This window comes from Bacillota bacterium (assembly GCA_012727955.1).
In the GTDB taxonomy this organism is placed as follows: domain Bacteria; phylum Bacillota; class Limnochordia; order DTU087; family JAAYGB01; genus JAAYGB01.
The window spans coordinates 105,760-129,634 of sequence record JAAYGB010000036.1 but is presented as its reverse complement, the minus strand read 5'-3'; the positions used below and the strand labels follow the sequence as shown (position 1 = coordinate 129,634).

Below are 23,875 nucleotides of genomic sequence, written 5' to 3'. Positions count from 1 at the left end.
GGGTTCGAGTCCTCCTGGGCGCACCACAAGGGCCACGGCAATCGTCGTGGCCTTTTTAATTTTTAGTATTAGGACCGAAGGAAAACCTGGGCCCCGTTGCCCTTGACTCTAGCATAAGAAACAGCATTTCCCAGGGACCAATCAAATCTGGGAAAACCCGCTGTCTATTGGAGGGGATTTAATGGCGAAAGTTTTTCTAATCTGCGGCAAAATCTGCAGTGGGAAAACCCGTTACGCCCAAAAACTCGTTGATGACCACTATGCAGTCATTCTATCCTGCGATGAAATTGAATATGAGCTTTTTCATCATCAGCTTGGGGAAAAGTACGATGAAGTGATCAAGGATATTAAGAAATATTTGCACAAGAAGGCATCGGAGATTGTGCGGGCAGGGTGTAATGTCATCCTTGATTGGGGCTTCTGGACCAGTGAAGAGCGCCAAAGGGTGGCTGAGTATTACCAAAGGCAATCGATTGCCTATGAATGGCACTATGTCGAGATCGCCAAAGATGACTGGCACCAAAACATTAAGGCCCGCAATGAAGCAGTCTTAGCCGGTAAGACAACGGACTATTTCGTTGATGAAAGCCTGCTGGCAAAGATGGAGGGGCGCTTTGAATCGCCAAACAGAGAAGAAGTTGATGTCTGGTACGTTAACAAAAGAGGATAAATAATATAGAAAGCCCCATCGCCAGTAGGCTTTGGGGCTTTGTGCTAGTATTTTCCGTATTCCAGAGCTGTTCTGATCATCGCTTCGGCATTCTTGAAGTCAGCATTGGCTGGATACTCACAACCCGTTGCCAGAATGTATCCTCCACCCTTCTTGTAGGTGTCTAACTGGCGGCGGCATTCGGCGATGACTTCATCCTCGGGGGCATTGCCAATCCAAGTGGGGTCGACATGGCCAATCAAGGTAGTCTGGCTGCCATATTTTTCCTTCAGTTCCTCCCGGGAGGATACATCATCGGGTAGATGCAGGAAGGAGATGGCTTGGGGCCGCATCGCTTCAATTTGAGCGTCGAAATAAATGCCTTTGCCGCAGTTGTGAACCATCACCATAGCCCCTCGACTGTGAATCCGGTCGGCAATCCGCCGCACATACTGTCCCTCAAACTCCTTCCACATATCTTTGCTCATAATCGACTGGGAAGCAAACAGGGTATCCAACATGATGGCGTGAACACCGGTGTCGATGAGGGCATCACAGTAATCGATTAAGGTGACGGTAACAGCTTCCAGGGCTGGCTTCACCGCATCGGGCTCCAGCAGCAGATCGATGAACAACTCTTCCTGGCCCCGCAGCATACTAGTGATCCCCAGAGGTCCGAAAACGAAGGCCACGATGGGGACCTCCTTCCCCTTGGCGTCGACTAGGCGTTGACATAACTCGATATGAGTGCTCATTCTCTTGCCGCGGCGGGGATCGATGGGCTGAACCTTAGTATATTCCTCCGGTGCGAAGATATAGGGCTGACTGTAGTCGGGGTGAGCTGCTTCCTTTTCTGGAAAGATGAGGGTGGCACCAAAGTCTGCTGCTTCCACGGAGAGATCTGTCAGGGTACAGATCACATCAAGGCCATACTTCTCTGTTACCGCAATATAGGCTTGGGCACACACTTCCGCGTCTAAGGCCCAGTCCTTGTAACTGGCGTTAACCAGGCGCCGAGAAATACCGTTGAGTAAGGGGTAGACCGGCACCCGGTCCGGTTCTTGGAAATTCAGCGTAGCAGCTACACGTTCCAGGGAATTCACAGGGGTATACCTCCTACCAGCTGAATTCGAACTGATCTGCTAATAGCAGTATACCTGACGAAAATCAGGGCGTCTTGTAATAATCTTCGATGTTTGGCACTTTTTCAGGATCGCCGGTACCAAATCATAGGTTGGAACTGGGAATCGTACCCCTAGACTTGCGAAACTCCCCGGGCGACACACCGACCAGCCGCTTAAACACCTTTCCGAAATAGCTTTGATCCTGAAAGCCTACCTTTGCCGCCACAGTGACCAGCGGGATAGAATCGTCCAACAGGAAGGGCTTACTGTTTTCGATTCGAATCCGATTCAGGAAGGAGCGGAAGCTGCACTTCATCTCATCGTTAAAGAGCTGGCTAAAGTATGAGGGGCTTAACCCAACGGCCTCTGCCACATCCTCAACGGTAATATCACTCATATAGTTATCACGGATGTAACTCACCGCTTTGTAGATGATATCAATATTCTTAACCCCAGTCATGTCGAAGACATAATCGGTAAACCGAGTCATCACCTTGGAGAGCCAAAAGGCGATATCATCGGCCGAGGTGAGAGCCTCCAGTTGATTGAGATACTCTCGATTCAACCCCAGGACAACGTCGTCTCTAGCTCCTCCCTCAAGGGCAGCCCGGGAAAGGAGCACTACCAGTTCTAGGACACGACCTTTGATGAATTTGATGTCGTTGCCCCGGGAAAAGAATATATGTCCGAGGATCTCATTGAGTAACGTCTGCGCCCCCTGTTTATCACCCAAGCGGATTTTCGCCAGGAGTTTCTTTTCCTGATCAATGGGATAGTTTATCGGAAGGCCTTCCCCCTGCTTCCTCTCGTGAATCACCTCGGCAATTGCCGCCTGCTGAGACGAGTACTCATGCCGTTCTTCCAGGGCTTCAACACTGGCAGGATTTGATAAATAACAGGCCAGGGACCACAAGACCAGTGCCATGTCACTCACTGTCCTCGGAGGAACGTAGGGGATTTGATCCAGTGTACCCCGCAGCCGGTCAATGTCCCCACCGGTAAACCTATTCTGCAGCAGGAGTTGATCGATCAGTGCTTCCTCCGATGATGTCATCAAGACCGGTCCCGCCACCAGTGAGTACGCCCTTTGATACCCGTCGACGATGGGGGCTACCCAGTGAACCAGTCCAAAGGGACAGAAAAAGATATAGGACTCACCGAATCGCTCCGCTTGATAACTGCCATACACATGGGCTAACCGACACTCTTCTCCCCTGCCCAAATCCCGTTGAATGATAGCACAAAAGGGCGACGGACACTGTTCGCCAAGGAAATCTACATTTCTGCCGGTATCATCGATTACCAGCATACTGACACCGGTGGTGCCGACATAGGCAGCACACATTTGCTTGATGCGATCCATAGATAGCATGGGAACGGTCCCTTCCTTCATTGATCTTCCCCGGGGAATTCCTTCTCCTTGGATCAACGGTGTCCTGCATTAGTCACTAAAGACTCCCTCTCTCCACTTGAGATTCCTTGCTAGCAGTTGATTTGTCCTGATAGCAGTTGTAGACTGAGAGCGAGGAGGGAAGATAATGCCAAGGAAGCGACTGATTTCCGCGCAGGAACTGGCGGACATACTCAGCCTGTCGGTGGACACCATCTGGCGGTATACCCGGGAAAAGCGGATACCCTACATTGAACTTGGTCCCCGGCAGTATCGTTACCTGGCCGAGGATGTCCTGCGGGCGCTTAACCAAGGCACCGATGTTGCCCGGGAGGAGACTCCAAACTATCCCCCAGCTGGAAAGTACACCTACGAGGACTATGCTAAGCTACAAGAAGAAACAGGTTTCTATTACGAACTAATCGACGGCGATATCCTGCGGGACCACACACCAACCTTCCACCATCAGCGCCTTTCAAGACGGTTACAGCGTATCCTAGAAGAGTATTTCGCTAAAGTAGACCCCAGGGGCGAAGTATTTGATGCCCCCTTGGACGTGTACTTTGATAAATATACGGTACTACAACCTGACCTACTGTATCTACCCGGTGACCGACCAGCCAAGAACAATCCCGTGGACTCACTGCCGGAACTGGTGGTGGAGATCCTATCTCCTTCGTCGGTGCGCCGGGACCGGGTGGCCAAACTAAACTGCTATCAAAGGGCCAGGGTTCCCCACTACTGGATTGTCGATCCCGATAACTGCATCATCGAGGCCTATGAACTGCGGGATCAGCACTACGTGTCAATGGTTCGCTGCTTTGACGGCACCTTTGTCCATCCAAGTTTTCCCGGCCTGTCCTTTGATGTTTCGGCCTTCTTTGCGCGGCCGCCAGAGGAAGGATAGTAAAGAAGGGAGCGCTGCATCCCACTTGGTTGCATCGCTCCCTTCATCCCCCATCTCGAAGGAACCTGGAGATAGGACTTGGCAGGGTCATCTATTCTCCCAGGGCTAAATATCATAGTCTCTTCTAATATACTTGTACAGACTAACTATCCAGTAGATTAGGAGTATCGAGAAAAAGATGGGAAACACCAGTCCTAGTAAACACAGGACCAGCGATATTAAGAATACCCGCATTGTTTCCCTTTGCTCTTCTTCCGTTGCCTGCCTGGACTTTCGATACAAATTCACACCCATTATCAGCCTGATCAAACTGAATAGTATATCACGCATAGCTGTTCTCCTTATTTTCAATGACGACGGGTGACATTTTGTACGGAGAAAGCCTTAGTTCTTTCCTTGATTTACGGCAATTGGTTACCCGCGGCTCGGTAGATCTCGTACCATTCTTCCCGGGTTAGATTAACAGCAGCGGCCCTGCAGCAATCCTGTAAGCGGCCAATATTCATTGTGCCGATGATCGGCTGCATCCTCGCGGGGTGACGCAGGATCCAGGCCAAAGCAATAGTGGTATTGGTGACCTGATACTTCGCTGCCAGCTCGTCAATCTTGGCATTGAGTTCCGGGAACTTGTCGCTACCCAAGAAGACGCCCTCAAAGAAACCATACTGGAAGGGCGACCAGGGCTGGATCGTGATCTCATTAAGTCGGCAGAAGTCTAGGACACTGCCATCTCGCATCACCGCGGCCTCATTGGTCATGTTGACATTAATCCCGGCGCTAATCATTGTGGCGTGGGTGATACTAAACTGCAGCTGGTTGGCCACGATGGGCTGCTGGAGATACTTTTGCAGCAGCTGGATTTGCATGGAATTGTGATTTGATACCCCGAAGTAACGCACCTTACCACTGGACTGCAGCTGATTAAAGGCCTCGGCCACTTCCTCAGGCTCCACCAGGGCATCGGGTCGACGCAGCAGCAAAACATCGAGATAGTCGGTTCTGAGACGTCTGAGGATACCATCCACGGAGCTTAAGATGTGCTCCTTAGAGAAATCATACATTCCCTTCCGGATCCCACACTTTGACTGCAGGACAATCCTTTCGCGTACATCGTCGTTCATGTGGATGGCCTCGGCGAAGATTTCCTCGCATTCTCCTCCACCGTAAATGTCAGCGTGATCAAAAAAATAGGCACCCTCGTCTAGTGCCGCCTGAACAAAGGCCTCTGCCTCCTTCTTGGTCAGCGAGCTAATCCGCATACAGCCAACCCCGATCACCGGCACCTGCAAGTCCGATACACCCAGTCTAATGGTCCTCATCGGTAGATCCCTCCCGTTGGGTTTGTTCTCTTTGTCCTTCGGTATCAATAACGCAAACCCTGTCATTGGTGTTAATCCGCCCAGCTAATCTTCAGTTTTCCCCAATACCCCTGATCTGTGATTGCCCTTGGCCGATGCTGGCAATACTAGGCATGGGGTGGAATTTGTGCAAGGTGACTTGTTGTTGGTTTTCTTCCTAGCTTGTACCGGCATCGGTGGCCTCCTGAGCCTGTTGGGCTTCAGGACCAAGAGAGTCCAACCTTGGATTGCCACTTGTGTCCTGGCCAGCCTAGGCCTAATTATTGCTATCCTTGGCCAACTGGCCTGGGCCTTCATTACTGATAACTTTTCCCTCGCCTATGTCGCGGGGCATTCCAGCGCTGACCTGCCTCAACCTTATAAACTCTCAGCCCTTTGGTCCGCTAAGCCCGGCACTTTGCTCCTATGGCTGTTTTTTCTTGGCATAGTAACTGGCTACGGTGAGCTACGCCTCTTTCCCGGGCTGGGATGGTGTGGCGACGTTGCCAGGGGAATTATGCTGGCGCAGATGGGCTTCTTTGGTCTGATCCTCAGGTGGATTACCCCACTTTTTGCCCGCCTAGATCCCGTGCCCACCGTGGGCCCAGGCCTCAGCCAGCCCCTGCAAAGTCCCTTCAATTTCCTGCATCCACCGACCCTCTATCTAAGCTATGCCTGCCTGGCCTTGGTCTTCGCCCTCACTCTAGGGCATTGGCTGACGACCAGTCGAGGATCGGCGAACGCTGCCTTTGCCATCTCGGTCCTGCTCCGTAATTGGCTCCTGGTGGCTTGGCTGGGGCTCAGTACCAGCATACTTCTGGGGGCAGTGTGGGCCTACCGGGAATTTGCCGGCGTGTATTGGCGCTGGGATCCCCTGGAAAACATCGCCTTAAGCCTGTGGTTACTCACAGGGATCGCGGTCCACTCTCTGATCCAGAGCGCAGAGCGAGGTTCATTGAGTCGAGGCTGTGCTATCGCCCTTTGTCTGCCCCAGCTTTTCACCTTCTTCGCCTCCTATCTAGCCAGAAGCGGCTGGTTAGTTACTGGCGAAGGGAAGATCCGGGATCCGGCAGCAGGCTGTTTCCTGCTGCTGACACTGATCGGTGCTGCCGTGGTTATTCTGGCCTTGATGAAGGGACAACTAAGGCCTAACCTGGTCAACCGCTTTGCCCCAAGCCAGGCGCTGCTTCCCACCGCGATCCTATTGATGGGCTGTACCTTTGTTCTGCTCCTTGCCGGCACGGTATTGTATCCCCTGGCCAGTGGTCTAGGGAGATTTGTCCTCATCCCACCAGCCGCGGTATTTCGCCTGGCCCTCACTCCCCTGGGAGCGGGATGTGTGGTGACGTTAGTTTCCGCCTTGCTATCCCGGAAATTATCGGGAGTGGGCAGGATTCACCTTAGCGCGCTGTTGTTGCTGACGGGTTGGGGAACTAGTCTTGTCTCCGTCCCGGCGATGGTGCCTGGGACTGACTCAGCCCTGCCGGGAAAGGCCATCGCCCCATCGGTGGTGCTGATGGCTCTGGGGGCAGTGCTTCTCATCGCCAGTCTCGTGGGCAGAATTCTCACCAAGAAACCCTCGGAGGTGCGGGATTCCCAATGAATCGCCCCATGCTCTACGCCTTAATTGTATCCAGTCTTAGTATCCTAATCTTTGGCTACCTGATCTTTAGATTTACTGTACACCTTGATCCCCAAAATCTCACCGCTGCGGAGGCAGCGGGTAAATCCGTCTGGGAAAGACATGGATGTGTCGAATGCCACGCCGTCTTTGGCAACGGTGGCTACTCAGCTCCGGAACTGACCCAGGTGTACAACCAACGAGGGGCGGAGTGGTTGATCCATTTTTTCCGGTACCCTCCTGTGAAGCGTCCCACCAAGGCTCTGCGGCACCTTGCACTTCCCGCGGAGGATATTCCCAGCATCGTCGCCTACCTGCGCCTTATATCCCGTATCCAGTTGTCAGACTGGCCCCCAAGGCCCCTTTTTCCAGTACCGGCAGGGGAGGACTCCTAGTGGCAAGAATTCCTTGGTTCCTGTTGCTAATCCCTTTACCCGCGGCTTTGGTGCAGCTAGTGGCATCTTGGTTGCGGCGCAAGAGGAAATCACAGCGCGATGGGACAGCCCGAGGGTATATCTCCCAACAGGCTGCCCTGCCCTACTGCTTTGCCACCCTACTGATGTTCAGCAGCCAGGGCTTAGTGGCCACCCTCGGGGCTTTGCACGTGGTCTGGCCCCAGCTTCCGGCTCCCGTCACCGCTGAGATCGGTCGGGCCATTCACCTCAATCTCAGTGTCTACTGGCCGCTGCTGGGCAGCATGGGTGTGGGCTACTATTTTTTCGTTCAAGAAGCGAACGTTGATCTCTACAGTCGCCCACTGGCTCAGGTGCAGTTCTGGGTTTTTCAGCTGTCCTTTGCCGGGATTATGCTGGCATTATTGCTGGGTTACACCACCGGCCGGGAGTACCTGGAAGCTTTGCCGGGGCTTAAACTTGGCATTATCCTGGCCGTGGAAATTTTCGGGTATAACCTGCTGCGCACCTACTTGAAGACCCAATCTCAATACCGGCAGCGGGTGACCCTAGTGGGGATGTTACTGGGGGCTTGGTACATCCTTGCCCAGTACATACCCAATCTGGTTTCCTACCTTCACCCCAGCGTTGAGCAGATGGTCAGATTTTGGGTGGTGCATATGACTGAGGAAATGAGCCTAGAACTGCTCAACATCAGCGCGTTGGTCAGTCTGCTCCTGACCCCCATTGCAGCCACCAGAAAGAGCCTGGAACGGGTGTTATTCTTTAACATCATCATCACGATTATTGGCGGAATCTTTGCGACGGGACATCACTACTACTGGATCGGCAACAGCCGGGGATGGCTGTGGATCGGAGGGGTGTTTAGTCTTGTCCAGATGTCGGGAGTCTTGGTGCTGGGGTATATCGGCTATCGGGGACTGGAAGGGATGAAGTGGCAACAGCTGCCCCCAGGCCATCGGCTGGTCCTGGCCCTGGTGATATGCAGCATCATTTACCACCTTTTCGGAGCAGCGCTCCTGGGGATGATCATGTCTGTGCCCCAATGGAACCGGTATTCCCACGGCACCTATATCACCTCAGCCCATGCTCACCTGGCTCTCTTTGGAGCCGTGGGATTTCTGGTTCTTGCCGGGGCTACCTATATCTTGACCCAAAGGATTACTCTGACCCCGGCGGAACTTACTCGCGCCTGGATCGGATTGGCTCTACTGAATTTGGGGCTGCTCTTGATGAGCACAATGCTCCTTGTCTCGGGAATCCTCCAGACTTATCTCTGGCGTATCGCCGGTCTTGACTTCATGGAGACCCACACTCTCCTGAGACCATACCTGGCCCTGCGGGCTGCCGGGGGAGCTATCTTTGCTATCGGGGATTTTCTGTTTGTCTCTAGCCTGGTGACCGGGACCTGGCGCCGGTTTGGCCTGAGAATCTTCTTTGCCCACTGATCCCGCAGGCCACTAGCTTTGAAGTATTCCCTGGGCGATGGCCCTTTCTACTAGCTCCTGAGCTAACTGCCCTAGGGCCTTGGACCCCTGGGCCACTGCGTCCACCCTGGGCCAAACCCGGTCTGCCTTCACGCCGAACTTCTTCCAGGTTCCGCCGTCGGTATAATAATTGTGAATCAGAGGCTGCAAGCGATCTAAAGTTCTAGCGAAGCGGGCTTCCTGGGTCTCTTGGGCTTCATACTCATCCCACAGCTGCCGCAGGATCCCCTTTTGATCCGCCGGTAACAGGCCAAATAGCTGATCCGCTGCCTGCCTTTCCCGCAGTTCCTTGTCTCGATGACCAACATCATCAAAGGCGAAGGTATCCCCGGCATAGATCTCCACCAAATCGTGGACCAGCACCATGCGGATCACTCGGGACAGATCCGTGCCTTCAGGAGCATATTCTCCCAAAACCATCGCCATCATCGCTAGATGCCAGGAGTGTTCCGCGTCGTTTTCCCGCCGGGTCTTGTCAATTAGGAAGGTCTGGCGAAACACCTTTTTTAGCTTGTCGATTTCCACAATGAACTCCAACTGCTGCTGCAACCGTGACGGTAACTGCATCCAACTACCTCCCGTAACTCTACCTCTACTGCTCTGCTGCCTCGTTATCTTCCTGAATCATTTCCGGGGAAATGATAATCCTGTTTCCAGCCAGGGAAATTCGCGCCCGTTCCTTCAGGCCCAGCTTCTTGATATACTCCTCGGGAAGCTGCATTCTTCCGGCGGAATCCAACACCACAAATTCGTCGTGGCTGTCATCCTCAGCTTGGGACGCTGCTTCATCTTCGGCGAAGGAAGAGATTTTGCTGGGGCGGCGAACCGACTCCATGCTGATCTTTCCATCTCTAATCAGTACGTAGCGATCCACGGCCTGGGCCATACTCATGTCGTGGGTTACGATTACCACGGTAACCCCATACAGATCCCGCACCCGGCGTAGCACCTGCAGGACCTGCTGTGCCGATTTGCTATCCAAGGAACCCGTAGGTTCATCGGCCAAGAGCACCTGGGGGTTATTGGCCAGCGCGATGGCAATAGCCACCCGCTGCTGCTCCCCTCCCGACATAGCCTGGGGTCGATGGTTCATCCGGTCCGATAGCCCCACCGCGGTCAACAACTCTCTGGCCCGCTTTCTGTCCAGTTTGCCTCTCAGGATCATCGGCAACTCCACATTCTCCAAAGCAGTCAAGTAGGGAACCAAGTTGCGACTAACATTCTGCCACACAAACCCAACGGTGGTTCGCTTGTAGTGGATGCGGTCGAGATAGCTGAGCCGATTAAGATCCCAACCGGCTACCCGTGCCCTCCCCGCGGTGGGTACGTCCAAGCCCCCAAGGATATTGAGCAAAGTGGACTTGCCGCTTCCACTGGCCCCGATGATGGCCATTAACTCTCCCTTCCGAATCACCATGTCCAACCCCTGCAAGGCTTGAACCTCGATATCTGCGACCTGGTAGATTCGTACCAAATTCTCGCAGAGAATAAAGGGCTGTCCAGTTGCGATGATGGGCTGTTGCCGTTGTAGATAGCGGGCCTTGAGATACTGCAGTGTCCCTCCGAGTCCTCGGACTCCGGGAACCTGTGAATGTTGCCTAGCCAACCTCCCTACCGCCCTTCAATCTTATCCTTCTTCCCGTAATTTGCCTAGATGTTTTCGCCCAGCTTGACGGCTTGATGCAAACGCATCCTCGACAGTAGAACTGCTAGCACAATCAAAGCTGCCATCAGGACGAGTCCCAAGACACCCACGATTTTCCAGGTATCGGTGCCCTCGGTGACAACGATAAAGGGGATGAAATCCGCTCCGACATCGGCCCCATATTGGATAAAGGGCAGATACAACCGGCTCGTCAACTGCCCGATACCCAGACCCAAGAGCACCCCTAAGCCCACCGATAACAACTGTTCCAGAGACAGCATTGCGATTAACTGCCACAGGGACAGGCCAATAGTTCGCAGGATCCCAAATTGCAGCATCCGACTGTGGAGGGACAAAAGGGTATACAGAAAGTACCCCATGACAGTGATTACCACGGAAACGATAAACCCCAGGGACAACATGCCATATAGGCCCATTCGCTGCGGCTCCCGGCGTCCTTCCACTAACTCTCGATTCAGATCCTTGATGTTTATCACCCAAATTCCCTGCTCCCTAAGGAGATCCACCGCGGTCTGCAGGCGAAACTCCGGAGTGACCCGCAGCCACACTTCGTAGGGCTGCAATGTAGTGGACTGCTGAATGTAGTCGAGATTAGCTACTGCAAAGGGCATAGCGGCGTCAACAATCGTCGGCCAATACTCTAAGGTGCCTACGATCATAAAATCCACGTCTTCATTGCCAATTCTCACACTAATCCAGTCTCCACTGCGCAATCCCGCGGCCTTTGCGGCCGAGCCAGAAACCAGTACTCCCTCAGGAACCTGGATGAGAAGATTGAGGTAATCGTATAAGTGATGGGGCGCCAGGTCACTGCGCAGCCAGCCAACACCGGCATACTCCACGGGATCGATTCCAATAATCGTGCCTCCGCTAAGGTAATTACCCCCGACCCGTACTGTCCCAGCTCCCTTAAAGACCCGAGCTGCAGCGACAACTCCGGGCAGCTCCTCATGGATATAGAAGGGAGGTTCAACGAAAAGAGTCGCCTCTGGGTCATCGTCCTCCCCCATCCCAGGTGCAGTAGGTAGCTGCCATTGCTCCTGGAGGATCACGTCAGCACCATATTTGTATCGCAATTGATCCATCCAATTCTGATCCATGGTTCGTGCCGTCGCGGCTCCATAGATACCCGAGCCAACGGTGATAATCAAAAGCAGGAGCAATGGGCGATGTTGTCCCGGGTTTCTCGCCATCTGCAAGACGGTCATAGGCAGACAAACTCCTCTCCCCCTAGCAATGATCCGATTAGCCAGACCCATAAGCAAGGGAAATAGGCGCAGGACAAACAGACCCAAGGCAGTCACAAACACTAAGGGAATGAGAAATAGCTGGGGATCGATGATCATCACTGCCTCCGTTGCGGAGAACTGGCCAGAGCGAAGGGAAAGGGCTTGGCGACTTAGCATGCGATAGCCCCAGTATGAAATCCCCAGGAGCAGAAAATCCACCAGGTACCGCTGCCACACCGGGGTGTGAACAGCTCGAGCCTCCGCCTGCTTATGGGTCACGATACTGTGTCTCGCGGCTTGGATAACTGGGATGAGACAAGCCCCAATGGCAATGACCAGGCCGACGAAGCCATAGAGATAAGCGTCGGAGGAGAGAATAACCGGTAGCGATTGGCGGTCGACGAATTGAAGGAATCCCGAGGCAGCGCCGATAGCTCTGGCCATCCACAGACCCAAGTATGGTCCCAGTACCAGCGCAATTACCCCTAGAAACCCCCATTCCAGGACATAGGCAAGGGCAATCTGGAAAATGCCCGCGCCCCGACTGCGCAGCATCGCGATCTCCGTTCGCCGTCGGCGCACCGTTAACGTTGCCGCCAGGACTACAAAATACAGTACCATCCCCAGGATCGGCACACTTAAGGCAAACATGAAGAGGCGCAGATAGGAAGCTTCGTCCCAGAAGTACTGGAAGAGCCGCTGGGGCGAGCGCCAGGCCCTGGTTCCCGGCATAAGCTGCGCCACTCTAGATTCGATATACCGAAAGCTTTCGATCCAGCGGTCTAGGTGATCCACTCGCACTGGGCGATGGTCTAGGACCATATACCAAACATACTGCCCTACCCCAACATCCTCGATCAGCGCGAGGTCCTCAACAAAGAGTTGTTCGGTGACAAAGAAACTGCGATCAAAGGGGGGCAGATACAGCCAGGCATGGGCAGATTCCGGCTGGACCTTCCCGACAAAGGTTCCCACCACGGTCACCTTCAGGGACTGCCCCGGCGAGGTATCGTAGGCACCTCTCTTGTCAATGGGAAAGACATAGGTCTCCCCCACCAGTAAGCCCAGGCTATCTAGGGTTGTTTCATCAACAATCGCCTCAATACTGCCGTCGGGTAATCGGCGGGACCGAGGTAATCTCCCATCGGTGACTTGAATTAGATCAAAGAGATTGGTCAGGAAGCGAATATTGGCGTAACCAATCCGTTGACCCCGGGGATCCCGGGCGGAATAAAACTGGGAGGTCCGAATCTCTCCCAGCCGGGATGAGAGCTGAGGCTGTCCTAATCGAGCCGGGACTGCCTGCTCCAAGAACTCCGTCACCCGGTGGTAATCCTCAACCTCAGACTCCAACAGGGGATCATGATAAAACATCAGTGTATTGGGCATTCTTCCGGGATCCGTGCGGGCCATCCACTGCTCGACTAGCACCGACTGCAAGGCTCCGCTGGTATAGATTGGAACACAGGAAACCACAGCCACGGCAATGATCAGCCCGGCCAGGATACTTGCTTCCAGCCGCCAATTGTTGAGCACTTGTTTGACTACCATCCACACAACTGCTAGCCAGCGCATCCGGTAATCCCCTCACTGTGGCATTGCTATTTTCCAATCACAATATCACCGGGCTTGAGTCCTTTGAGGACCTGGGTTTCCGTCTCCCCTTCGATTCCTGTAACGATATCCACTTCCTTACGAACATCACCCTCGAGTACCCGCACATACTTGCGGCCCATGTAGGAGCGAATCGCGGCATTGGGAACGAGAATTGCCTCTGGTTCCTCTTCGATGACAATCACCACCCGCACCAAGGAGTCAAAGTCCAAAGTAATCCGGGGATCGTCCAGTCGAATCTTGATCACAAAGGGAGCCGATTGGTAGCTGGTCCGCGCGTAACTGGGATCATCCTGACGGGTAGAAATCTGGTAAATGTGGCCGGTGACCCACTCTTCGCGCCCGAGGTTAACCAGAACCTTCTGCCCTCGAACCAGCTTGCTGACATCGCTGGTATAGGACAGTTCCACCTGAATCTCCAGTTCACTGGGATCTGCGATGGTCATCACAGTTTCATAACCTTCCACTAACTCCCGCTCCCGGCGATCGACACTGACCACCACACCGGAAAAGGGTGCCCGCAACATCGATGCTTCCAGTTGCCTAGTCAAGTGGTCCACTTCCAGTTGAGCCTTCTTGAGCTCCAGTTGAGCGATGCCATAGTCAATTTCGTTAATCTCGATCCCCACTAGATTCTCCACTCGCTTCCAGCGAAGCTCCTCCTGAGCCAAGGCCAACTGGGCTCGCTGCAGCCGATACCGCAAATCGCCGGTCTCCAGCTCAGCCAGGCACTGACCCTCAGTGATTGTCTCCCCGGGCGCCACGTGAACATGCTTGAGCCTCTCCGTTCGAGGAAAGTAAAGTTGGGCCTCCTTCACGGCCGCCACTCGCCCCAGGGCACGAATTTGATCGGCGATGGGACCTACGATCACCTCATAGGTCACAAGCCGGGTTTCCGGTGGTCTCAGTAATACTGGCACCTCATCCACCTTCTCCTCCGGTAACAAGGCACAGCCAGAACCCATCAGAAGCAACCCGATGAGCACGGCTGCGATGAAAAAACCCCTTCGGTACCAAGCTAAGTGTCCTTTTCCCATTGCCAAGACCGCCGCCCTTAGGCCCAAAACCTGAGCCCTGGGGCCAATGCGGTTCACCTCCCTCCCTCCTCGCGCCTGTGCAGCACCTCGCCGATTCGCCCATCCTCAATGGCAAAGACGTAGTCTCCAAACTCCTCTACCGCGGGGTCGTGGGTGACCAAACAGATGGTTACTCCCTGGACCTCAACCAATTCCCGAAAGAGCACCATCACCTTCATCGCAGTGTTGTGATCCAGCTCTCCCGTGGGTTCGTCGGCTAGAATCAGCTGGGGCTTGTTGACCAAGGCTCTGGCAATGCCCACCCTTTGCTGTTCTCCACCGCTCAATTCCAAGACCCGATGGCTGGCTCGCCGAGTTAACCCCACCAGGTGTAAACACTCCAAGGCTCGCTCCCGACGGAACTTGCTGCCAACGCCGAGAATCCGCATTGGCAGCTCAACATTCTCCAAGGCCGTCAAGCTGGGCAACAGGCCAAAACTCTGGAAGATAAAGCCGATGGTCTTTCTCCGCCACCGGGTCAATTGCCTCTGGGTAAGTTCAGCTAGGTCTGCTCCTGCAACCAGGATCTGACCGGAAGTGGCTCGGTCAAGGCCAGCCATCAGGTTCAAGGTGGTAGTCTTCCCTGAACCGGACCTGCCTTTGATTATCGCCAAAGTTGCTGGAGGAATCTCCAGGTCAATCCCCCGCAAAGCATGAACCTTATGTCTGCCGGTTCCATATACCCGAGTTACCTTTCGCATCGTAACCATCGGCGCTGGATCCGCTGTCTGTCTCACTGCCAAGTTCTGCTCACCACCCTTGAGCTGCCCTGCCTCTAGCCTAGGTTCCCGACAACTGAACCTTTCCCTTTTTTCTTTATTTTCGCGCTTGCCTGACAAGCGGCCGCGCAATAAAAAAAGGCCCGGCCATAGGCCGGACCTTCTATGCGATATTCAGTTTCTATTCCCTACTGCTCCAGCCAGTACTGCTCAGGCATGGTCATTGCCGGATAAGGAGTGATGTAGGGGTTCACAGCACCGCCGCGAGGCAGGTCGGTGACATCCGGTACGTTGTGCATCTTGTTGCTGACAACAACCGGACGAGGATAGTTACAGATGGTACCTAGGAAGAAGGGACCTTCTTCGATGTGAATCTTGACCATCTCTAGGGCCAATTGGTCACGCTTAGCTTGATCGGGCTCGACCTTGGCAATGTCGTAGAGCTCTTGCAGACGAGCAACGGGGCTGCCTGGCTCGGGCTCTTCCCGAACAGGACTACGCTCACGAGGAGCCTTATCCAGCTCGGTGCCTTCCTTATCGGTACCAATTACGGAGTACCAACCACCATTGAGCGGAGCCCAACGGCTGACGTCGATGGGAACGATCCACTGTGGGAAGACCAAGTGGTTCGGTCCGTCGCCGACCTCCCAGCTGTTGTGAACGTCAAAGGTAGCGTTGGCATCCATCAAGCTCAACTGAGATCCGTCTACGGGGTTCAGCTGAGTTCTCACGCCGATGGCTTCCCAGTCAGCGGCAGCCATCTCGTTGATCTGGACGTCAGTTCTGCTGGCTTGGGCGTTGAAGTCAATCCGTACCGTTAGAGGCTGGCCGTTAGGCAGATCCCGCCATCCGTCGCCGTCTTGGTCAACGATACCAGCGGCGTCGAGCATTGCCTTAGCCTTCTCGGGATTGTACTCCAACCAAGCGGTTCTCCACTGTTCGTAGATTGCGGCGCCTTCCTCGGTCCGACCGTACTCAGCAGCCTTCGGGCTGAAGGTACCGCTGGTGGGGGTGCCAAGACCGAAGTAGAGCATCCGCTGCATCCGCTCGCGGTTTAGAGCGTGGGACAAGGCCCGACGGAACTCAGGCATCCGATAAACTTCCCGCTTAGCATCGTCGGGATGGTTCCAGTTCCAGTAGAGCATTGGACCAGTACCGGAGCCGCTATCCCAGAGATATACTCTGTAGTTCCCGGCTTGTTGTCCTCTCATCAGCATGGAGAGGTCAGACAGCTGCAGATAGGGACGAACCTGCATGTGGCCTTCGCCGTTGAGCAGCTTCAACTTGATAACTTCGACGTCCTCGACATAGTCAACTTCGATTCTGTCGATGTAAGGCAGTTGGTTACCCTCGGTGTCGACTGCCCAGTAGTAGGGGTTCCGCTCGAGGATCAGTTTCTGAGAAACTCGATGCTCTACGGGCATCCAGGCGGTGAGCACAGGACACTCTGGGTTCACCCACCACTCCATCCTCTCTTCCAACACTTCAAAGTCGGTATACTCGTCGGTGTAGTCGGGATGGAACTGCTTCAGATAGTGAGCCGGAACGATTAACCGCTCGCCGTGGCCGTTGTTGACCCAACATGCCATCCGTTCCGGCAGCAGAGGAGCCGAAGCTGCAAACTTCACATTGATGGTCCACTCATCGGGAGCCCAAATCTGGGCGGTCCGGCGACCAGCAATGAAGTAGTCCGGAACTTGGTCGGACATCTCGGGATTGAGCACCATGTCCTCCCACCAGAACATGAAGTCTGCGGAAGTCATCGGAACACCGTCAGACCACTTGATGCCCTTACGGATGTTGAGGGTCCACTCAGTGGCGTCCTCGTTGGACTCCCAGCTCTCCACCCAGTTGCCTTCGATACCTAGGGCGTCGTCAACCCAGCGAATCGGAGAGTGACCATACATGATCATTCGTAGGGCGCCCCAGGTCGGGCTGCTCTCAAATCGGACCCAGGTACCGCCATATTGGCCAACGCCATGGAGAGGCTTAATTACCATCGGATTCTCGGGCAAACGCTCCTCGACGGGAGGCAATAGCCCAGCGGCAACCTTCTCGGCCAACATCGGAGCTTCGTTATACTTCTTCGGAGCTGCGATGGCCATTGCGCTGAAAACCAGCAAGCCAATCATTACAAGTACGGTAAAGACAGAAGATCGTCTAATCATTTCTGTGTTACCTCCTTAAGTTCTCGGACATATACTAAACCTAAATAAGTACCGAGTCGTTGTCTCTTCCCTTACCACCCCCGAAACATTGCTGTTGTGTTACCACTATTAGAAATGTTAGACGGCGAAGGCCTTTTTCCTTCTTTTGATCTCTTTTTTTCTTTACATTTCTTTAAACTCTTTGCCTATTGCCGCCAATGAGCCGCCTAAAAACAAGTCAGCGGTTTCGAACACAATGTCCGAAACCGCTGTAAAAAAAGCGTTAACTAAAATACAGCCGAGGAAACAGTTTTTTCCTCGGCTGCAATGCGTCAATTATCTGACTTTATTTACCTGCCCTACTACTGAGCCAGCCAGTACTGAGCCGGAATAGTAATTGCAGGATAAGGCACGATGTGGGGGTTGACGAAGCCACCTAGTGCCAGGTCATCTCCGGTGGGTACGTTCCTCATGTTCTTGCTGACGATCACAGGACGAGGATAGTTGGCAATAGTACCCAGGAAGAAGGGACCTTCTTCGATGTGGATGCGGATCATGTCGAGAACATATTGATCACGCTTGGCCTCATCGGGCTCGACCTTGGCCAGGTCATAGAGCTTTTGCAGACGCTCTACCGGACCACCGGGCTCAGGTTGCTCACGCACCGGGCTGCGATCACGGGGTGCCTTGTCTAGCTCAGTACCCTCTTTGTCGGTACCGATGACAGAGTACCAACCACCGTTGAGCGGAGCCCAGCGGCTGACGTCAATGGGCACAATCCACTGCGGGAAGACCAAGTGGTTCGGACCGTCGCCGATTTCCCAGCTGTTGTGGATGTCAAAGGTAGCAGTGGCATCTAGCACACTGAACTGAGAACCATCGATGGGGTTCAGTTGAACCTTGAGGCCCAGGTTCTCCCAGTCGACTGCAACCATCTCGTTGATCTGAATGTCGGTGCGGTTGGCTTGAGAGTTGAAGTCAATCCGCAGTACCAAAGGCTCGCCGTTGGGCAGATCCCGCCAGCCGTCACCATTGCGGTCGACAACACCAATGGAATCTAGCATCTGCTTAGCTCGCTCAGGATCATACTTGACCCAGGAGTTCTTCCACTCTTGGAAGAGAGCCTGACCTTCCTCGGTACGGTGATACTCAGCAGCCTTGGGGCTGAAGGTTCCAGTGGTTGGCTCACCGAGACCGAAGTACAGCATTCTCTGGATGCGCTCCCGGTTGATACCGAGGGAGAGAGCACGGCGGAAATCCTTGTTGCGGTATACTTCCCGCTTAGCATCGTCGGGATGGTTCCAGTTCCAGTACAACATCGGACCGGTACCAGAGCCACTGTCCCAGAGGTAGACCTCGTAACCGCCGGCCTCCCGACCTCTCATCAACATGGACAGGTCGGAAAGATCCATGTAAGGACGAACCTGCATCTGGCCTTCGCCATTCATCAACTTCAGCTTGATAACTTCTTTGTCCTCGATCAGGTCAACTTCGATCCGATCGATGTAGGGCAACTGATTGCCTTCGGTATCGACATAGTAGCTGTAGGGGTTACGCTCCAGAACCAGCTTCTGAGCCGGGCGATACTCCACAGGCATCCACTCGGAGAGAACAGGCATCTCCGGATTGGTCCACCACTCCATCTTCTCTTCGAAGATCTCGAAGGTGGTGTAGTCGGAGTAGTCTGGGTGGAATTGCTTCAAGTAGTGAGCTGGTACGATGAGGCGCTCACCGTGACCGGCCTTACACCACATTGCCAACCGGTAGGGCAGCAACGGAGCCGGAGCAGCGTACTTCACGATAATGGTGTACTCGTCAGGGGTGCTGAACTGAGCAATTTCTCCACCGGCGATAAACATGTCCGGAACGGGGTCAGACATCTCAGGGTTGAGGACCATGTCATCCCACCAGAACATGAAGTCGGCGGCGGTAAAGGGAGCTCCGTCAGACCACTTGATGCCCTTGCGGATGTTGAGGGTCCACTCACTGGCATCGGCGTTGGACTCCCAGCTCTCCAACCAGCCAGGAGCAATGTCCAGGGCGTCGTTAACCCAACGGATTGGTGACCAACCATACATCAACATCCGAGCGTCGGTGAAGTTGGTATCGGTGGTAAAGCGCACCCAGGTGCCACCATACTGACCGACCTCACGCAAAGGCTCGATAACCAACGGATTCTCCGGTAGACGCTCTTCTACCGGCGGCAGCAAACCGGCCTTTACCTTATCTGCCAACACAGGTGCTTCGTTATAAGCGAAAGCAAAAGAAGCAAAAGCAATTACAGCAACTACAGCTAGTAATGCAATTCTTGAAGTTTGCTTAATCAACTATTTACCCTCCCTATTCGGTGTAACTTACTACGACTACAACATCCAATGCTACTCCGTCTACCAATCCCTCCCATGCCCTGTTTCTTTGTTGTTACCAACACTAGTACAATTATGGGCTTTTACCTTCCTTTCCTTCCTCTGAAAATTCCGTCTATTTTCACTCTCAGTGTTTTCGCCTCTTAAAAAAGAAAACAGGCCCGCAATCACGCAGGGCCCGTCAGATTCCCTTCTCAACGAGGTCAAGATATTCCATTGTGTCGCACAATTCTCATTCCTCTTGCGCTTTGCCGGACTGCAATTTGTTAAACAATTTCACTCCTAGAGGAGTGCTGGGGAGGGTCCACAACCCCACTACTACTAGGGCATAAAGCAGTAAGAACAACAGATTACCAGGAGTGCGATCTACCGGCCGCACCAGCACCATGGTAGTGCGACCCAGCCACAATGCTCCCAGTTGCACAGCAGCCACCTTGCAACCAAGGGAGAGCATATCCTTCAAAGTGCCATTTTTAGCATAGCGAAATAGTCGTTCCGCCACAAAGATCGCTCCGCCGATGGCAAGGACGGGAATAACGACAAATAACGGCAACCAGGGAATAGTCCCTGTAGATCCCTCTGGTCTGCCCCATGCGGCACGGACGGCACCGACAATCTCGACAATTTCTACCAACTCGATCATCACATAGACGTTGACGCCAACTCCGACCAACGCCATCACTGTCGCCAACAGTGTTTTCATCTTTACCCCTCCGTAAACCCGGTAGTTGATCTTCAGCAAGTCAAGAGTAGACAATCGTCGCTTCAATTAGTGCCCGTTCAAGGATATACCAAAAGACAGCCAGAATTCTCTGTTCTGGCTGTCTTCTTCAGTCAATTATCGCACTTAGTCTTCCCCGGCAACTCTGTCGAGTACGGACTGAGGCGGCTGAACCGCGGCCAGCGAAAGCTCCTTGTAGCGATGACAAGCCACAAAGTGCTCCGGATTCTCCTCCGTCGCCTGCAGGACCGGGGCTTCAACGGCACATTGCTCCGTCGCATAACGGCAGCGAGGATGGAAGTGACAACCCGAAGGTGCATTGGACGGATCCGGTACAGAACCATCCAGAAGGATTTCCTCGGTCTTCATGTCTGGCTCTGGGAAAGGAATGGCCGACAATAGTGCCTCGGTGTAAGGATGCAAGGGATTTGCGTACAATTCCTCAGCCGTGGTCAGTTCGACAATTCGACCCAGATACATCACACCGACTCGGTCACTGATATGCTCCACTACGCTCAGGTCGTGGGCAATAAAGAGATAGGTTAGACCATACTCTTCCTGGAGATCCTGAAGCAAGTTGAGCACCTGAGCCTGAACCGCCACGTCCAAGGCCGAGACTGGTTCGTCACAGATGATCAATTTTGGATTTAGCGCCAATGCCCGAGCAATACCAATCCGCTGCCGCTGTCCACCACTAAACTCGTGGGGATAACGTGAGGCAACACTTGGACTCAGACCTACAGCTTGCAGCAGCTCGGCTACCCGTTCCCGGCGGGACTTCTCATCACCGATATTGTGGATTACCAAGGGTTCGGAGACCAGACGCTCCACGGACATCCGTGGGTTAAGGGATGAGAAGGGGTCCTGGAAGATGATCTGCATCTGCCGACGCAGACGCTTCATTTCTTCCTTGTCTAGGGTAGTGATATTCACCATCTCACCGGAGGGCATACGGAAATTGATTTCCCCCTCCGTTGGTTCGATTAATCGCAAGATCGTTCGGCCGGTGGTTGTCTTACCACATCCACTTTCGCCAACTAGACCTAGAGTTTCACCTTCGCGAATAAACAAGTCAACGCCATCGACAGCATTGACATAGCCGACGGTCTTGCGGAAAAATCCCTTCTGAATCGGGAAGTACTTCTTAAGACCTTTGACGTCGAGCAGTATATTGTCCTTCTTAGCTGTGTTAGCATTCGTCATAGTAACCACCTCACTTATACAGCCAGCAGTTGACGGTGTGATCGGGCCCGATTTCGAACTCCGGCGGCTCTTCCTGACGGCAGATGTCCATCGCCTTCGGACACCGCGGAGCAAATTTACAACCCTTCGGCAGCGCGTAGGGGCTTGGGACCGATCCAGCGATGGGGCTCAGCTTCTTATGCCGTAAGCCGATCATCGGTACCGACTTCATCAGCCCTTGCGTATAGGGGTGGGCAGGGTTGTGGAACAGCTCTCGGACCTCAGCCTGCTCAACTTTCTTACCGACGTACATGACAATAACCTCATCGGCAAGTTGCCCGATTACGCCCAAGTCGTGGGTAATCATCATAATTGCCATGCCATACTCGTCCTGCAGAGCCTTCATATTCCGCAGAATCTTAGCCTGAATAGTGACGTCCAAGGCTGTGGTCGGCTCGTCGGCGATCAACAGACTAGGACGACAGGATAGAGCCATGGCAATCATTGCTCTCTGGCGCTGTCCTCCACTCATCTGGTGAGGATATTCGTCGACACGACGCTCAGGATCCGGGATATCTACTTCCCGCAGAACCTCAATGGCTCTTTCTCTAGCCTCGGCCTCACCGACTTTCTGGTGAAGCGTTACCGCTTCCATAATCTGATCGCCAACGGTATATACCGGGTTCAAGGACGTCATAGGCTCTTGGAAAATCATAGCGATATGACGACCCCGAATACTCCGCATCACCTGTCCATGACGGTCCTGTGATGTAATATCGATAACCTGTCCATCGGGTGAATTAAAGGTAATCTTACCCGACACGATTCGTCCCTGTGGTTCCGGCAACAGCCTCATGATGGATGATGCTGTAATACTTTTACCACAGCCACTTTCTCCTACAACACCAAGAACTTTACCCTTTTTTATTGAGAAGTTAACGCCGTCGACGGCCTTAACTACGCCTTGCTCAGTATAGAAGTACGTTCTTAGATCCTCAACTCGGATCAGTTCCTCATTATTGGTAGCTAGCGTCTTCTGCTCTACTGCCACCACGATCCCTCCTTCAATCTCATTGCGGTCACTTTAGCTGGAATAGGGATCCACTGCGTCCCGGATACCATCGCCTAGGAAGTTGAATGCCAGTACCGCAAGGACGACGAACAGACCAGGCAACAGCAACCACGGACGTTGCAAGACTACACTAACCTGCTGCGATTGCTGCAACAATACTCCCCAGCTCGTTGTCGGCGGTTGAATTCCCAGGCCAAGGAAGCTCAAGGACGTCTCAGACAGAATCATTCCGGGAATCGACAGCGTGGCCACAACGATGATGTGACTCAGAGCATTAGGCAGCATGTGGATCAGGATAATTCTGCGATCCGAAGCGCCCATGGCTTGAGCCGCCACTGCATAGTCTTCTTCCCGATAGGCCAAAATCTTGGCCCGCACCTGTCTGGCCAGACCGGTCCAGTTTCTCAACGAGAGGATGATAGAAATCGCAAAGAAGACCTTCGTCGGAGACCACTCGGGAGGAACCGCAGCAGCCAAAGCTGCCCACAACGGAATATCCGGGAAAGAGAGCAGCAACTCTACAATCCGCTGAATAACGTTGTCAATAATTCCACCGTAGTATCCGGAAATGGTACCCAACACCGAACCCAAGATAATCGTCAAGGTAACACCCACCAGACCGACGGTAAGCGAGACCTGACCACCGTGAAGAATTCTGCTGTACAAGCAACGGCCAAGGTCATCGGTACCAAAGGGGTAGAAGGTGCCGGGAGCATCCACACCCATCAGTCTGATATTGGTGGGAATCAAACCGAACAACTTGTACTCATCGCCGCGGACGAAGAACTTAATGGGATACTTCTGAGAAGTATCAATGGTATGCACCCACTCAAAGAGCTCAAAGTCCAGCTCCGTCTTAAGTCCGTAGACAAAGGGTCTCAGGTGGAATTTGCCTTCCTCATCAAAGAACCTGGGAACCTGCGGCGGAGCATAAATGTAATTCTCATTCTGTTGCGTGTAATTATAGGTGGCGAAGAAACCGGGGAAAATTACCATGACTAGGTAAAGAACAACTACGATAATTCCTCCGGCTACTGCCAATCTGTTTCTCAAGAATCGACGCCAGATTAGTTGACCTTGAGTTAAGGACTCACCTTGAGTCTCCAACTCAACCTCAATTTCCTCTTGACGTGTTGCGACTGGTTCCAAAGCCAT

Annotated in this window: 19 protein-coding genes; 5 read left to right on the top strand and 14 right to left on the bottom strand. The window is 53.5% G+C overall.

Annotated features, from left to right (window positions below; genetic code table 11):
• Positions 1 to 181 precede the first annotated feature (181 nt).
• Entirely contained in the window at positions 182 to 670 is a 489-nt protein-coding gene (locus GX030_07100) for an ATP-binding protein (protein ID NLV92140.1), read from the top strand.
• 44 nt (positions 671 to 714) lie between these two features.
• Here the strand turns inward: GX030_07100 and GX030_07095 are convergent, their stop codons facing one another.
• Together GX030_07095 and GX030_07090 are read right to left on the bottom strand one after the other, a co-directional pair.
• Positions 715 to 1,752: a uroporphyrinogen decarboxylase gene (locus GX030_07095; protein ID NLV92139.1), complete on the bottom strand. Its 1,038-nt coding sequence runs from the start codon at positions 1,750 to 1,752 to the stop codon at positions 715 to 717.
• 124 nt (positions 1,753 to 1,876) lie between these two features.
• The gene (locus GX030_07090; protein ID NLV92138.1) at positions 1,877 to 3,145 is read right to left on the bottom strand and encodes a helix-turn-helix domain-containing protein; all 1,269 of its coding nucleotides are present in this window, start codon (positions 3,143 to 3,145) and stop codon (positions 1,877 to 1,879) included.
• 166 nt (positions 3,146 to 3,311) lie between these two features.
• Here GX030_07090 and GX030_07085 point away from each other — a divergent pair, with 166 nt between their 5' ends.
• Positions 3,312 to 4,070 carry a helix-turn-helix domain-containing protein gene (locus GX030_07085; protein NLV92137.1) on the top strand — a complete coding sequence of 253 codons (759 nt, stop codon included), beginning with the start codon at positions 3,312 to 3,314 and terminating at the stop codon, positions 4,068 to 4,070.
• A 401-nt stretch (positions 4,071 to 4,471) separates the two neighbouring features.
• Here GX030_07085 and GX030_07080 read toward each other — a convergent pair whose 3' ends face one another.
• Positions 4,472 to 5,389: an aldo/keto reductase family oxidoreductase gene (locus GX030_07080; GenBank protein ID NLV92136.1), complete on the bottom strand. Its 918-nt coding sequence runs from the start codon at positions 5,387 to 5,389 to the stop codon at positions 4,472 to 4,474.
• Positions 5,390 to 5,555: 166 nt separating this feature from the next.
• Here GX030_07080 and ccsA point away from each other — a divergent pair, with 166 nt between their 5' ends.
• From ccsA to GX030_07065, 3 genes are read left to right on the top strand one after another with little or no spacing between them, the layout of a single operon-like run.
• Entirely contained in the window at positions 5,556 to 7,010 is a 1,455-nt protein-coding gene (ccsA, locus tag GX030_07075; GenBank protein ID NLV92135.1) for a cytochrome c biogenesis protein CcsA, read from the top strand.
• Positions 7,007 to 7,423: a cytochrome c gene (locus GX030_07070; protein NLV92134.1), complete on the top strand. Its 417-nt coding sequence runs from the start codon at positions 7,007 to 7,009 to the stop codon at positions 7,421 to 7,423. Before ccsA ends, GX030_07070 begins: the two co-directional genes overlap by 4 nt.
• The gene (locus GX030_07065) at positions 7,423 to 8,889 is read left to right on the top strand and encodes a nitric-oxide reductase (GenBank protein NLV92133.1); all 1,467 of its coding nucleotides are present in this window, start codon (positions 7,423 to 7,425) and stop codon (positions 8,887 to 8,889) included. The genes GX030_07070 and GX030_07065 overlap by 1 nt, the downstream gene beginning before the upstream one ends.
• Before the next feature lie 12 nt (positions 8,890 to 8,901).
• Here the strand turns inward: GX030_07065 and GX030_07060 are convergent, their stop codons facing one another.
• The 11 genes from GX030_07060 to GX030_07010 all read right to left on the bottom strand — a co-directional run bounded on the left by GX030_07060 (position 8,902) and on the right by GX030_07010 (position 23,875).
• Positions 8,902 to 9,495: an HD domain-containing protein gene (locus tag GX030_07060; GenBank protein NLV92132.1), complete on the bottom strand. Its 594-nt coding sequence runs from the start codon at positions 9,493 to 9,495 to the stop codon at positions 8,902 to 8,904.
• 25 nt (positions 9,496 to 9,520) lie between these two features.
• A complete protein-coding gene (locus GX030_07055) occupies positions 9,521 to 10,345 on the bottom strand; it encodes an ABC transporter ATP-binding protein (GenBank protein ID NLV92131.1) in 825 nt (274 codons plus the stop codon).
• Positions 10,346 to 10,578: 233 nt separating this feature from the next.
• The gene (locus GX030_07050) at positions 10,579 to 13,398 is read right to left on the bottom strand and encodes an FtsX-like permease family protein (protein ID NLV92130.1); all 2,820 of its coding nucleotides are present in this window, start codon (positions 13,396 to 13,398) and stop codon (positions 10,579 to 10,581) included.
• Between the two features lie 26 nt (positions 13,399 to 13,424).
• Positions 13,425 to 14,531: an efflux RND transporter periplasmic adaptor subunit gene (locus GX030_07045; protein NLV92129.1), complete on the bottom strand. Its 1,107-nt coding sequence runs from the start codon at positions 14,529 to 14,531 to the stop codon at positions 13,425 to 13,427.
• Positions 14,528 to 15,256 carry an ABC transporter ATP-binding protein gene (locus GX030_07040; GenBank protein ID NLV92128.1) on the bottom strand — a complete coding sequence of 243 codons (729 nt, stop codon included), beginning with the start codon at positions 15,254 to 15,256 and terminating at the stop codon, positions 14,528 to 14,530. Before GX030_07040 ends, GX030_07045 begins: the two co-directional genes overlap by 4 nt.
• Positions 15,257 to 15,420: 164 nt before the next feature.
• Positions 15,421 to 17,400: an ABC transporter substrate-binding protein gene (locus tag GX030_07035; protein NLV92127.1), complete on the bottom strand. Its 1,980-nt coding sequence runs from the start codon at positions 17,398 to 17,400 to the stop codon at positions 15,421 to 15,423.
• Positions 17,401 to 17,741: 341 nt separating this feature from the next.
• Positions 17,742 to 19,613 carry an ABC transporter substrate-binding protein gene (locus GX030_07030; protein ID NLV92126.1) on the bottom strand — a complete coding sequence of 624 codons (1,872 nt, stop codon included), beginning with the start codon at positions 19,611 to 19,613 and terminating at the stop codon, positions 17,742 to 17,744.
• Between the two features lie 364 nt (positions 19,614 to 19,977).
• Complete coding sequence (locus GX030_07025; GenBank protein NLV92125.1) at positions 19,978 to 20,448, bottom strand: hypothetical protein; 471 nt, start codon at positions 20,446 to 20,448, stop codon at positions 19,978 to 19,980.
• Between the two features lie 144 nt (positions 20,449 to 20,592).
• Complete coding sequence (locus tag GX030_07020; protein ID NLV92124.1) at positions 20,593 to 21,669, bottom strand: ABC transporter ATP-binding protein; 1,077 nt, start codon at positions 21,667 to 21,669, stop codon at positions 20,593 to 20,595.
• A 10-nt stretch (positions 21,670 to 21,679) separates the two neighbouring features.
• Complete coding sequence (locus GX030_07015) at positions 21,680 to 22,699, bottom strand: ABC transporter ATP-binding protein (GenBank protein ID NLV92123.1); 1,020 nt, start codon at positions 22,697 to 22,699, stop codon at positions 21,680 to 21,682.
• A gap of 33 nt (positions 22,700 to 22,732) precedes the next feature.
• Positions 22,733 to 23,875 (bottom strand): ABC transporter permease, encoded by a 1,143-nt coding sequence (locus GX030_07010; protein NLV92122.1) that lies wholly within the window; start codon positions 23,873 to 23,875, stop codon positions 22,733 to 22,735.

Excerpts from the sequence above, each read along its gene's own strand:
- GX030_07100 (NLV92140.1), top strand. The coding sequence starts at position 182 with ATGGCGAAAGTTTTTCTAATCTGCGGCAAAATCTGCAGTGGGAAAACC.
- GX030_07090 (NLV92138.1), bottom strand. The coding sequence starts at position 3,145 with ATGCTATCTATGGATCGCATCAAGCAAATGTGTGCTGCCTATGTCGGC.
- GX030_07085 (NLV92137.1), top strand. The coding sequence starts at position 3,312 with ATGCCAAGGAAGCGACTGATTTCCGCGCAGGAACTGGCGGACATACTC.
- GX030_07080 (NLV92136.1), bottom strand. The coding sequence starts at position 5,389 with ATGAGGACCATTAGACTGGGTGTATCGGACTTGCAGGTGCCGGTGATC.
- GX030_07070 (NLV92134.1), top strand. The coding sequence starts at position 7,007 with ATGAATCGCCCCATGCTCTACGCCTTAATTGTATCCAGTCTTAGTATC.
- GX030_07060 (NLV92132.1), bottom strand. The coding sequence starts at position 9,495 with ATGCAGTTACCGTCACGGTTGCAGCAGCAGTTGGAGTTCATTGTGGAA.
- GX030_07055 (NLV92131.1), bottom strand. The coding sequence starts at position 10,345 with ATGGTGATTCGGAAGGGAGAGTTAATGGCCATCATCGGGGCCAGTGGA.
- GX030_07050 (NLV92130.1), bottom strand. The coding sequence starts at position 13,398 with ATGCGCTGGCTAGCAGTTGTGTGGATGGTAGTCAAACAAGTGCTCAAC.
- GX030_07035 (NLV92127.1), bottom strand. The coding sequence starts at position 17,400 with ATGATTAGACGATCTTCTGTCTTTACCGTACTTGTAATGATTGGCTTG.
- GX030_07025 (NLV92125.1), bottom strand. The coding sequence starts at position 20,448 with ATGAAAACACTGTTGGCGACAGTGATGGCGTTGGTCGGAGTTGGCGTC.
- GX030_07020 (NLV92124.1), bottom strand. The coding sequence starts at position 21,669 with ATGACGAATGCTAACACAGCTAAGAAGGACAATATACTGCTCGACGTC.
- GX030_07010 (NLV92122.1), bottom strand. The coding sequence starts at position 23,875 with ATGGCTTTGGAACCAGTCGCAACACGTCAAGAGGAAATTGAGGTTGAG.